The sequence below is a fragment of the Sulfurovum sp. genome, assembly GCF_041551015.1.
Lineage (GTDB): Bacteria > Campylobacterota > Campylobacteria > Campylobacterales > Sulfurovaceae > Sulfurovum.
Genome location: NZ_JBFENQ010000043.1, coordinates 1 through 12,181 on the forward strand (window position 1 = coordinate 1; position 12,181 = coordinate 12,181).

Consider the following 12,181-nt stretch of genomic DNA (forward strand, 5'->3'; position numbering starts at 1 on the left):
TGGGATGACCCTCGTATGCCAACAATTGCCGGATACAGAAGAAGAGGTTATACTCCAGAGTCTATTATAAACTTCTGTGATCAAATAGGTATAGCTAAAGCAAACTCAACGGTGGATGTTTCACAACTTGAGTTTTGTATCCGAGATGATCTAAATACAAAAGTGCCACGTGTGATGTGTGTGCTTGATCCACTAAAAGTAACCATTGAAAATTATGAGGGTGCAGAAGAGCTTGATGCTCCATACTACCCACATGATGTGCCTAAAGAGGGTTCAAGAAAGATACCTTTTTCAAAGGAGATTTATATTGAGCGTGATGACTTTATGGAGAACCCTCCAAAAGGTTACTACCGTCTTACACCAGATCAACCAGTGAGACTCAGACATGCTTATATCATCAATTGTAAGGAAGTGATCAAAGATGCTGATGGCAATATTATAGAGATAAAAGCAGAGTATCATCCAGATTCTAAAAGTGGCTCAGATACTAGCGGTATCAATGTTAAAAGTGCTATACAATGGGTAGATGCAAATGAGGCTAAAAGAGTTGAAGTAAGACTCTATGATAGACTCTTTAAAGATGAAGCTCCTGAAGGGTTGGAAGATATAAATCCAGACTCTTTAAAAGTGATAAAAAATGCTCTTATTGAGCCTGCTGTAATATCAGACAAACCTGATGAGAGATTCCAATTTGAAAGACAGGGGTATTTCTATGCCGATCCTATTGACTATACAGATGAAAACCCTGTGTTCAATAAAATTGTCGGCCTTAAAGACTCATGGACTAAAAAGACAAAAGCAGATGATAAAGCACCTAAGAGTGATCATAAACCTCAAGTAAAGAAAGTACAAATAGATGGTGAAGTAGCCCCTATGAATGAGCATGAACAGGTACTGTTTGATAAGTACACGGGTGAACTTAAACTAAACAGTGAAGTTGCTAATACTTTGGCGCGTGATGAGAAACTTTCCAGTTTTTATGAAGAGGCTCTGGCTGTACTTAACAGCCCTGTAGGTTTAGCAAACATTGTGGCAAATGAAGTAGCAAGAGAGTTAAAGGAAAAGCAGGTCAATGAACTCAAATTTAATGCTACACAAATATCTGATCTTGTTAAGATGATTGATGATGAAACCATTTCAAGTAAGATTGCAAAACAAGTATTTGAAGAAATGGTTAAAACAGGAGAAAATCCAAATCAAATAGTTGAAGCTAAAGGACTTGTGCAGATAAGTGATCCAGCGGTAATCTCACCGATTATCGATGAAGTCATCGCAAAAAATCCAGACAATGTAGAGAAGTTCAAGGCAGGTAATACCAACCTTTTAGGTTTCTTTGTCGGACAAGTATTAAAAGCCACAGGTGGCAAAGCCAACCCAAAAGTGGTGAATGAACTTGTGAGCGAAAAGCTAAAATAATGAACTAGCAAAACGGCTAGTTAAACAACCATTGTTTTCGCGTTCCACCTGCCGTTAGCTGGGATGCGCTCTGGCTAATAGGATGAAGTACCCTTTAATGATACAAGTATGCTATCAAGGATGAATATGAATAACGCAATAGACTTAACGATCAAACCACAATTTATTAAAAATTATATGAATGGATATCCCTTAATTTCAAAAGACACTATTGTGGATTGGAGTAACGTAAAAACAGAGGGAACGATAGTCAATCTTTTTGATGATAGAAAAAAGTTTATCGCTAAAGGCTATTACGGTATTCAAAACAAAGGGTACGGTTGGGTACTCACCTCTGAAAAAGAGGTAAACATAGATGTTAGATATTTTACAGATAAAATTAAAGCGGCTATCGAATACCGAAAAGACTTTTATAGTGACAAAAATACAACGGCCTTCAGAGTTTTTAACGGTGAAGGGGATGGTGTAGGCGGGTTAACTATAGATTATTTTGATGGTTTTTATTTGGTGACCTGGTATAGTCAGGGTATTTATGCATTTAAAGAAGATATTTTGGCTGCGCTCAAGTCTCAAGTAGAGTATAAAGGTATCTACCAGAAAAAGAGGTTTGATGCCAAAGGTCAATATCTTGATGATGCAGATGATTTTGTGTGTGGAAGAAGGGGTGAGTTTCCTCTGATCATAAAAGAGAATGGAGTGAATTTCGCCATATACTTGGATGATGGGCCTATGGTCGGTGTATTCTTAGATCAAAGAGATGTACGTAAAACGATTCGTGACAGTTATGCCAAAGGTAAAACAGTGCTCAATACTTTCTCTTACACAGGAGCATTTTCTGTGTTTGCTGCATTGGGTGGAGCAATAAAGACGACAAGTGTAGATTTAGCTAAAAGAAGTCGCAGTAAAACAGAGGAACAATTTAAGATCAATGGTATTGATATTGCGGCGCAAGATATTATTGTCGAGGATGTATTCAATTATTTTAAGTATGCAGTCAAAAAAGAGATATTGTTTGATATGGTGGTACTGGATCCGCCTAGTTTTGCAAGATCAAAAAAACATACCTTTTCAGTGGCAAAAGACTATGTTAAATTACTTAAAGAGGCTATACAGATTACAAACAAAGGCGGTGTCATTATTGCCTCTACAAATTATGCCAATTTTAACATAGCTAAATTCAAAGAGTTTATAGACAAAGCATTTAAAGAATTGGGCGGAAAGTACAAGATCGAACATACTTTTTCGTTACCCAAAGATTTCAAAGTGATGGATAAATTTAAAGAAGGGGACTATCTAAAAGTAGTGTTCATTAGAAAAGTATCATAAGTCCATATAATATTTGTGCTATGATATGATAAATTTTAGTTTTTCAAATAATTGTGTATTGTCTGAATATAGGGGAAAAGATGCAAAAAACAATCATTTTATTACTTTTGTTTTGCTTTTCACTACTCTATGGAAACGTACATCCAAAAGCAATAGACTTGTCTGTACCAAACTATGCGATAGGACAATCGTTACTTGAGTATGAAGATACGACTGCCTCTATGACACTACCTGAGGTACGCCAGCTCACTACTGATAATTTTAAACCTCAAAATAATACAGTTGCCAGTCATTCATTTACAAATTCAGCATTTTGGTATCAGTTTAAAGTACTAAATAAAGAAAACAGATCATTACCTAGATATATGTTCTTTGAGCCTGCCTGGATTGATTCCGTGAACATCACTGTTATATCTCCACATGGACAATTAAATACGTATCAGGGTGGGAATATCTATCCCTATTCAGAAAGAGAAATGGATCACTATTTAACCAATTTCAAGCATGATTTTGAACCGGGTATATCTACTGTGTATCTTCAAGTGAAAACACGGGACCCGTTTATCGTATCTCTCTCGATTCTTGAAGAGTCAGTATTTTTAGCAGAGCAGTCCAAGGAGTCACTCTATATAGGCTTAATTTATGGTGGTATTGCTGCTATGTTGTTATATAATCTGTTTCTCTTTTTTGGCATAAAGCAACGATATTATCTTTATTATGTATTGTATTTGGGTGCTTTTTTTGTCATGAATGCTTCTTATAACGGTTATACGTTTATGTTTTTGTTAGGGGACCATCCTGCAGTACAAAACTGGCTACAGTCGATCGCTATCTACGCTTTTTCAGTTACTGCACTTCTTTTTTCCAGTTCATTTTTGAATCTTAGCAAATATCATAAGAGACTTTATAAGATAACGTCATATTTGATCTTTCTCATTATTGTTATGGCATTGTTGTCAGCTTATATGGGTGGTTATCATTATCATGTGATGTACTCAATCATACTGGTAATGTTTGTGAGTATCTATATTTTTGCAATGGCTTTATTTTCCTGGTTAAGAGGTAATCGTTCAGCAAGATTTTTTCTTCTTGGTGCTGCCAGTGGACTCATAGGTGCTATCATTACAGCTTTAACAGTACTTTCATTTATTCCCTTTACCTATGTAACGTATAAGGCAAATGACTTTGGGATGTATATTGATATTATTTTATTATCTTTGGCACTTTCTGATCGTATGAAAATTACACTGGAAAAAAAGCTTATTGCAGAAAAAGCAGCTAAAACAGATATCATCACAGGACTCTTTAATCGTAGAGCTTACTATGAGATCTCTGAGATGGAGTATCAACGACTCATACGACACAAAAGAATTTTATCGGTGATGATGTTTGATATTGATCATTTTAAACATATTAATGATAATTACGGCCATAGTACTGGAGATAAGGTATTGAAGAGTGTAGGGAGTATTGTGAAAAACCTTATCAGAGAGCATGACTATGCTTTTAGAATGGGAGGTGATGAATTTTTAGTGTTATTGCCCGAAACAAATGATGAACAAGCTTCAATCCTAGCTGAACGCATAAGGAAAGCAATAGAAAATTACACTTTAGAAGAGAATCCAAAACTTGTGATTACTGCCAGTTTCGGTATTGCCCAATATACACAAAAAGATACCTGTATAGAAAAACTTACAAGACGTGCAGACGAAGCACTTTATCAGGCTAAAAAGGCTGGCAGAAACAGGATTGAAATCATAGATAGATTTGCTATAGTATAAGAAAAAAGTAAACGCTACAATGTACTATGCTGAAGCCAAATAATGATCCAATGTAAACTGCATATCTTCATCGAGGTCAAGATTATCTCTCATCCACTTTATGTAGCCTCTATCTGCATTTACGATTTCAGCTATCTCTCTGTCTTTGTATTTTCCAAATTTAAAGGTTTTCATGAGTACAGGTGTTTGGGTAAGCTCAGCCAATTTTTGCATAGGGTTAACACCAGCAAAGTTTTCTTGTATGAGACGTACCAGTTTTGATAGAAGCAGTTTCATCACAAGAACATCACCTATGGCATCATGCGCTTTGATCGTGATATTTAGTTTTTGCGCCTCTGCTTTTTCAACTTGATAGAGTTCAAGAGCATAGCGTAGATACTGAAGCCTATGGTTAGGACTCTCTGGAAGCAGGTGCTTGGCACAGCGCAAAGTATCTATAAGTGTATAGTTGTTTTGGAATCCTTCTTTTTCTAACATTGACAAGTCAAAAGAGATATTATGCGCAATGAGGTAGTTCTCTTTTTGATTGTATTGCAGTATTTTTAATGCAAAGTCTGTTTCGTCATAAAGCCCTTTGTCAGCTATATGCTCAGGCGTGATATTATGTACTTCCATCGCTTCAATGCTTATAGGTACAGGCGCCAGACACAGCTCATCAAAAACTTCGATCTCATCCTTACTGTGCACGATCATAGCACCTACCTGTATAATGCGGTCTTGTTCTTGATTCCCTGTGGTTTCTGTATCGAAAAGTACATATTTTGCCATGATTTATCCTTAAATATATTCAGATAGATAGTATCGTATTTTATCTAACAACCCCAACCCTAAATGACAAATGGTATAATGCTACATAATATTATGAACCGTCTGTTTAGTATCAGAATAAATGGGTTCAATTACAGGAAACACAATGGCTAAACACTTTACCTCTATCATCTCTAGTGGATTTGGAAAATTTGCTTCAAAAGAATTCCCGTCAGGAGTGCAAAAATTTATTAATTCAGGCTATGTAAAACTCATGGGGCTTGACATGAGTGAGTTTAAAGAGCCTGGTGCCTATCCAACACTCAATAAACTTTTTACAAGAGCGTTTGAAACACCCAGAGCTTTACCTGAAGATAAAGATGCACTTATCTCTGGTGTGGATGCACTTATTACGGATGCTGGAAAAATCAAAGAGGGTAAAGCCTACCAGATTAAAGGTATGAGCTATAGTATTGAAGAGCTTTTTGGAGAATATCATAAAGAAGCAGTAGCTAAAGTAGAAGGAGGAGAGTTTATTAATTTTTATCTTTCTCCTAAAGATTATCACCGTTACCATATGCCTATGCGTCTTAAAGTGAAGTCACTGACTCATATTCCCGGTAAACATTACCCAGTAAACTTTCCATTGTTACGTAATAAAGTGGACCTGTTCATTGAAAATGAGAGAGTAGTGATAGAGTGTGAAGATGAGAAGGGTAGAACACAGGTTCTGGTTCTTGTAGCCGCACTGAATGTGGGTCAAATGGTCGTTACTTTTGAAGAAAAAGTAAGAACGAACTCTGAGATAAGAGAACCTGTTCATTATGTGTATGAAGATCTATGGGTGGAAAGAGGGGAATTTTATGGCTGGTTTGAGATGGGCTCTACTATCTTGACCTTTTCAGAAAAAGGTAGTATATTCCCGGAAGTTGCTATCAATCAAAAAGTACAATTTAGCGATATTTTAGGTAAAGTACTATAGAAGATTATAAATAAAAGGAACATAGTATGCAAATTAAAGAGATAGAAGAGTATGCACAGGTTCGTGCGAAAGCAAGAGCTTACCTTTGTTATATCATAGGAAGACATATTTCTCAAACTATTATAAATGGTGATGTTTCTACGGTACTTGCAAAGTTAGAACCGCTTAATGAGAGTATCACTAATGCAGAAGCGATCTATGCACTTGACGGTAAAGGTATACAGATCACTGAAAATATCTCTAAGGATAAAAAGATTAGAGGGATTGGTAAAGGTGAGGACAGAAGTGATAGGGCTTATTATTACAAAACGCAAAGAGAGCATCGTTGTACCCTAACGGAACCCTATCCATCGAATGTGAGTAATACGATGGTTGTCACTGCATCATTTCCTATCGTAGATGAAAAAGATAATTTGATCAGTATTATTTGTGTAGATATCACTTTGGCAAATATTTTACGTATGGTGCACCCAAGCTCTATTGACTCATTTTCCGGAACATTAAGTAAAATTGCATATACGGCTTTCTCTTTAGCACTTGCAGGTGTTTCTCTTTTACTCTTTGTCAAAGGTATTAGTGCATTTTTACATTTTGGAATTGATTTTGCTGCCCTAGATATCAATGAAATGTTTAAAGCAACGATTCTTTTGACCCTCTCTCTGGCTATTTTTGATCTGGTAAAAGCGATATTTGAGGAAGAGGTTTTGGGTAAAGAGAAAAGAGAGGGTGCAGGTGAGGGACACCAGACCATGATACGCTTTTTAGGTTCTATCATTATTGCGCTATCCATTGAAGCCTTGATGCTTGTATTTAAGTTTGCACTTACAGATCCAGCTCAGCTTGAGTATGCCGTATATCTTATTTCTGGTGTCGCACTACTTTTAGTGAGTCTTTCTGTTTATGTTAAGTTTAACCAATCATTAACTAAAAATAGAGAGAAGAATAAATAGTGGATAAAAAACTGATCATTTTTGATATGGATGGTACCCTGGTCAACTCTTCGTTGACCATAGCCAATGCTATCAATTATGTACGTAAAAACCTGGGTTTCGAACCTATGGAACAAGAGTATATTTTAAGATTGGTGAATGACCATACGATTAATCCTGCACAAACCTTTTACCATGCAAAAGTATTTGACAGGGACCATGAAAAATGGTTTTCAGAGTACTATACGAAAAACCATGAGAATGAATTGGTACTGTATGATGGTATTAAAGAATTGCTTGAAAGTCTTAAGAACAAGGGACACGATTTGGCAGTAGCAACCAATGCTTATAGAGGTTCAACGATAGAATCACTTACACACTTAGAGGTCTATGAGCATTTTGATACAATTGTCTGTTATGATGATGTTAATGAAGGAAAGCCTCATCCAGCGATGCTTCACAAGATATTGGATGAGTTGAAACATAGTAGTCATCAGGCACTTTTTATTGGAGATGGTCCACGTGATGAGATAGCAAGTAAAAGAGCAGAGATAGACTATATTATGGTAGACTGGGGTTTTACAGACCATACAGATGCTGTAAGTAGTGTCGATGAGCTGCATAACTTACTGCTAAGTTGAACAATCTAATTTTACCAATATCTTTATTCTTTAGAGATCTTACTTTTTAAAAACAGTATCAATGCAACCATGAGTGCAATACCCGATACGATCAGAAAAAGTCCTTGAATCCCATATATGTGTACAACAGGCTCCAAGAGCAACGGAGAAGAAAACTGTCCTAGAAAGAAACTTGATGCAAGTACGCCTGAAGCCTTTCCCCTTTTGTGGGCCGGTACTTTCGCAAGAAACCATGAATTGGTATTGACAAGAATCAGGCCAAATCCGATACCTATAAATGCTGTACTGTAAAAGAGTTGTGCAATGGAATGGGCTTGAGAAATAATGAACAGACCTATCCCAAAAAAAATAAACGTAATAATATAGATATGGACATAGGAAAACCTTGCTTTGAGCTTGGCATACTGTCTGGATGTGAGTGCATTGAAAAGCATCGCGGTAGCAATGACTAACCCTATGGTACTTGGCTTTCCATGTAAAGTCTCTATAATGAGATAAGGTAATTGTGTAGGTAGCATATAAAAAAGTACCATTGCAAAAAAAGCAGTCAGGTAAATAGGCCAGAGTTTGGTTTCAATTTCACTTTTACTTTCGACATGGGTATGTTTCTCAGGTTCATAGAGAGAGGTAACCAATAGAGGAAGAAAGAACAGAGGTAAGATATAAATAGCAAAAGGGTATGACCAATGAAGTTGAGCCAGTAGACCACCCGCTGTAATGAATACTATCCCTCCCATAGCTACGGCCATCCCCTGAATAGACATAAATTTATGTCGTGCTATTTCATCAAGATAATCACCTATGAGTGCAGTAGAACTGGTCATGAGTAACGCAACAGCTATGCCTAGAACCGCTCGGCCGATAAGAATAGCATAGAAGTTCTCAAGATAAAATCCTGAGCTTCCGCCTAATACAAAGAGAATGATCCCTGTATAAAGCGGTCTTAACCTGCCAAATTTATCTACAATGATCCCAGCTATTGGGGCAAAAAGTGCAATGATGATGGAAGGAATTGTTAACATCAGCTTTGAAAGAAATTCGATATGAGGGATATGACTGAATGTTGTACTGATGAGGGGAAGAGAAGAAACGACAGTGATACCGGACATCACACCCATCGTTGCAATCAGCAATAGTGAGATCTGTATCTTTTTGTTTAGTGTTTTAGACATGAGAAGCTTTATAGATAAATTAACAGTTAAAATCGATTATACCTTCTTTTTCATGTTGAGGTATTGAGTTGATAGCGTAATATAATTCAGATTTTGCTATATTACACAAAAAATGTGAAGAGGATATCAGATGTCAAAAACTCTCCTAACCGATCTCTTTTCTATACTCCTTATAGGGGTATCTTTCCTGGTGCCATCTCTCTATCATGAGGCGCTGCTATTTACAGGACTTTTTGCATTCTCTGGGGCCATTACAAACCAACTTGCTATTCATATGTTATTTGAAAAGGTTCCCTTTCTTTATGGTTCAGGCGTGATAGAAAAAAACTTTACTGCGTTTAAAGCATCAATCCGTGAGATGATCATGAAACAGTTCTTTACCAAAGAGCAGCTGGGAGACTTTTTTGCAAAGGAAGAAGAGAAGATAGATCTGACCCCTTTAGTGGAAGGTACTGACTTTTCTCCTGCTTTTGATGCACTCTCTAAAACTGTAATGGAGTCGAAATTCGGTGGGGCTATTGCAATGTTTGGTGGTGAAGAAGCATTAGAAGGATTACGTGATCCTTTTTCTCGTAAGCTCAAGAGTGCTGTTAGCTCCATCGTTTCTTCTTCTGCTTTTAAAGCACAACTTGACCATCAGATACAAAGCTCAGCTTTGAGTGAAGATATGATCGCTTCAGTTGAAGCACTCATTACAAGAAGGTTGGATGAACTGACACCTAAAATGGTTAAAGAATTAGTACAAGATCTGATCAAGGAACATTTAGGATGGCTTGTTGTGTGGGGTGGTGTTTTCGGTGGCCTTATAGGACTGGTATCCTCATCATTGATTTAAGATGTTATATGTTCCAGTTTATAATTGATTAATGGAAAAAGAGTATAATATTTTTTAACATAAATTCTCCGGAGACACCATTTGCATTTCATAAAGATACTATTGACTACACTTACGCTTATTTCTATGGCAAATGCCAAAAATTATTTTAAAACACATGATGATATGTGTGATGGTACCAAAACAAAGCAATGCACAAACGATTTTAACAGTGTACGAAATCTTCAAATTGCTTTAAATAGAGATAAAAACATCAAAGCGAATCTCAAGATTGATGGCAGATGGGGTGAGAAGACAAAAGAAGCTGTTATCACTTTTCAAAAATTTTATGGATTGACACATACGGATGGATGGGTAGGTAAAGAAACCAAAACTAAACTCGATAAAATTTCAAAAAATATTAAATTCCCTAAAGATAAAAAAGTCAAACATGTAAGACTCATGAAGTATAACTCTTATACGGATTTTAGAAAACACACCAATCTTAGAAAAAGTTACAGTGTTTACGAAGATAAAAAATTGCTCAGTCAAGCAAATGGAAAAAATACAAAATTAAAAGTAGATATCTCCGAACAAAGAGTAAGACTCTATGTAAATGGTAAAGTGGCACTGTGTGCTCCTTGTACAACAGGAGCCAAAAGAAAGCTTGAGCCAAATACAGGGATCATTCGAAATCAAAGTACACCAAAAGGAACATTTTGCATCAAGGAAAAGATAGCAGATAAACGTTCTACCATCTTTGGTAAAATGTATCGAGGCAAGAAGTTAGTGTACAAAGGTGACAGAAGAAAATATAAAGGTAAAAAAGCCAAATATGTAGGTGCATCACTTAAAAACTGGATGCGGCTTACAAGTGGAGGTATTGGCCTTCATGCAAGTAAATATGTAAAACGATATCCAGGAAGTAATGGATGTATCCGACTTCCTTATAAGGTTTCAAAAACCATTTTTAAAAATGTACGTAAAGGTACACCGGTCAGTATTGAAAACTGATCTCTAGTGGGATAAGCGTGAAAGCTACGCTTAAAAGTCTTCATCTGTCATAGACTACTTTTCTTTTTAGCCACCATAGACGTTTTCATCGTTTTGTATCCTTGGTAGTCCTCATCCCAAAATTCAGGTAGATGTAAAAGTTCACACCTGTTGTTAAAAGTGGCTTCAAGTTCACCTTCATTAAGAAGAAAAGCTGGATTGGAAGTGGTACGCTCATTGTCAGGATGATGTAAAAAAGTTTCTATAAGGATGATACCGTTGGGTTTAAGTGCCTCTATCATCTGAGGAAAGAGTCTACGCTCTAAGAAATAAGTACACACTATAAGGTCATACTTTTCTTTTGGGAGGGCATAGGTATCAAAATCAACTTCTTTTGCATGGATATGAGGAATGTTCTGAAGCTGTTCTATAGCAACAGAAGAGATATCAAGTGCATCAACTTCAAATCCTTTGGAAGCTAGATATTTACTATGTCTTCCCATACCGCAAGCAATGTCGAGTGCTTGTTGCCCTGGAGCCAGTGAAGCATAGTCACTGACGAGTTTGATGGGTTCATCAGGCATTGGATTGTTTTGATATTTTTCATTCCAGCGTTCTTTGTCTTCTTGTGCCATAGATTACCTTTTTCTTTGAAGTCTCTTTTGGTATTATTCTATCAAAATAATGAAGAAATTTATATGACACATACTAAAATTTTTAGCAGGGAGAAAAAATGTCAGATCGTAATACACTAACCTTTATATCATGGAACGTGAATGGTATTAGAGCCGTAGAGAAGAAGCAGGCACTCAAGTGGATAGATGAAGAAGATGTGGACTTTTTGGGTCTGCAGGAGATTAAAGCGGAGGCAGACCAGATCCCTGAGAGTATCTTTGACAGAGAATATAAATTTCAAAGTATTAATTCGTCATCAAACAAAGGACAGTCAGGAGTAGCACTCTATACAGATATAAAGGGTGAAGCATTTTGTTGTTCACATGTTGATATCTTGGATGAGGGACGCATCAATGAATACCACTTTGGAGATATCGCATACTTTAATGTCTATTTTCCCAATGGACAACGCAGTGACGAACGTTTGGTCTATAAAATGGAGTTCTATGATCGTTTTTTGAATCATATCAATACATTAAGAGAAGAGGGTAAGTCTATCGTAGTATGTGGTGATGTCAACACAGCTCATCATCCCATAGACCTTGCACGTCCAAAAGCAAACGAAAAAACTTCAGGTTTTTTACCTATGGAACGTGAATGGCAGGATAAACTTCTGGCGTCAGGGTTTATAGATACGTTCAGACATGTACATGGTGACGTAGAAGAACGTTACAGTTGGTGGTCTTACAGGGCATCAGCAAGAAA

At 36.6% G+C, this 12,181-nt stretch carries 12 protein-coding genes; 9 read left to right on the forward strand and 3 right to left on the reverse strand.

All coding sequences use genetic code 11. The annotated features are described in order from the left end of the window. The 3 genes from ABZC96_RS04305 to ABZC96_RS04315 all read left to right on the forward strand — a co-directional run. Nucleotides 1-1,416, forward strand: a 1,416-nt coding sequence (locus tag ABZC96_RS04305) for a glutamate--tRNA ligase family protein (protein ID WP_373029328.1), incomplete at its 5' end; no start/stop codon positions are given. A gap of 126 nt (nucleotides 1,417-1,542) precedes the next feature. After that, nucleotides 1,543-2,742 carry a class I SAM-dependent rRNA methyltransferase gene (locus ABZC96_RS04310; protein ID WP_373029330.1) on the forward strand — a complete coding sequence of 400 codons (1,200 nt, stop codon included), beginning with the start codon at nucleotides 1,543-1,545 and terminating at the stop codon, nucleotides 2,740-2,742. Nucleotides 2,743-2,822: 80 nt separating this feature from the next. After that, a complete protein-coding gene (locus tag ABZC96_RS04315; RefSeq protein WP_373029332.1) occupies nucleotides 2,823-4,523 on the forward strand; it encodes a diguanylate cyclase in 1,701 nt (566 codons plus the stop codon). A gap of 24 nt (nucleotides 4,524-4,547) precedes the next feature. On the opposite strand, the gene ABZC96_RS04320 is transcribed toward ABZC96_RS04315, so the two are convergent. Continuing rightward, entirely contained in the window at nucleotides 4,548-5,291 is a 744-nt protein-coding gene (locus tag ABZC96_RS04320) for an exonuclease domain-containing protein (protein WP_373029333.1), read from the reverse strand. Between the two features lie 145 nt (nucleotides 5,292-5,436). Here ABZC96_RS04320 and ABZC96_RS04325 point away from each other — a divergent pair, with 145 nt between their 5' ends. The 3 genes from ABZC96_RS04325 to ABZC96_RS04335 are packed head-to-tail and all read left to right on the forward strand — an operon-like array spanning nucleotide 5,437 to nucleotide 7,822. After that, entirely contained in the window at nucleotides 5,437-6,252 is an 816-nt protein-coding gene (locus tag ABZC96_RS04325; protein ID WP_373029334.1) for a phosphatidylserine decarboxylase, read from the forward strand. Between the two features lie 26 nt (nucleotides 6,253-6,278). Further along, nucleotides 6,279-7,202 carry a PDC sensor domain-containing protein gene (locus tag ABZC96_RS04330; RefSeq protein ID WP_373029335.1) on the forward strand — a complete coding sequence of 308 codons (924 nt, stop codon included), beginning with the start codon at nucleotides 6,279-6,281 and terminating at the stop codon, nucleotides 7,200-7,202. Then, on the forward strand, nucleotides 7,202-7,822 hold the full coding sequence (locus tag ABZC96_RS04335) for an HAD family hydrolase (protein ID WP_373029337.1): 621 nt from the start codon (nucleotides 7,202-7,204) through the stop codon (nucleotides 7,820-7,822). The genes ABZC96_RS04330 and ABZC96_RS04335 overlap by 1 nt, the downstream gene beginning before the upstream one ends. Nucleotides 7,823-7,845: 23 nt before the next feature. Here the strand turns inward: ABZC96_RS04335 and ABZC96_RS04340 are convergent, their stop codons facing one another. Further along, a complete protein-coding gene (locus tag ABZC96_RS04340; RefSeq protein ID WP_373029339.1) occupies nucleotides 7,846-8,994 on the reverse strand; it encodes an MFS transporter in 1,149 nt (382 codons plus the stop codon). Between the two features lie 130 nt (nucleotides 8,995-9,124). Here ABZC96_RS04340 and ABZC96_RS04345 point away from each other — a divergent pair, with 130 nt between their 5' ends. After that, nucleotides 9,125-9,829: a DUF445 domain-containing protein gene (locus ABZC96_RS04345; RefSeq protein WP_373029340.1), complete on the forward strand. Its 705-nt coding sequence runs from the start codon at nucleotides 9,125-9,127 to the stop codon at nucleotides 9,827-9,829. A gap of 102 nt (nucleotides 9,830-9,931) precedes the next feature. Continuing rightward, nucleotides 9,932-10,822 carry a L,D-transpeptidase family protein gene (locus ABZC96_RS04350; RefSeq protein WP_373029342.1) on the forward strand — a complete coding sequence of 297 codons (891 nt, stop codon included), beginning with the start codon at nucleotides 9,932-9,934 and terminating at the stop codon, nucleotides 10,820-10,822. A 47-nt stretch (nucleotides 10,823-10,869) separates the two neighbouring features. On the opposite strand, the gene ABZC96_RS04355 is transcribed toward ABZC96_RS04350, so the two are convergent. Further along, a complete protein-coding gene (locus ABZC96_RS04355; RefSeq protein ID WP_373029344.1) occupies nucleotides 10,870-11,436 on the reverse strand; it encodes a class I SAM-dependent methyltransferase in 567 nt (188 codons plus the stop codon). A 98-nt stretch (nucleotides 11,437-11,534) separates the two neighbouring features. On the opposite strand from ABZC96_RS04355, the gene xth reads away from it, so the two are divergent. After that, the coding region (gene xth / locus ABZC96_RS04360) for an exodeoxyribonuclease III (protein ID WP_373029346.1) at nucleotides 11,535-12,181 on the forward strand (647 nt) is incomplete at its 3' end.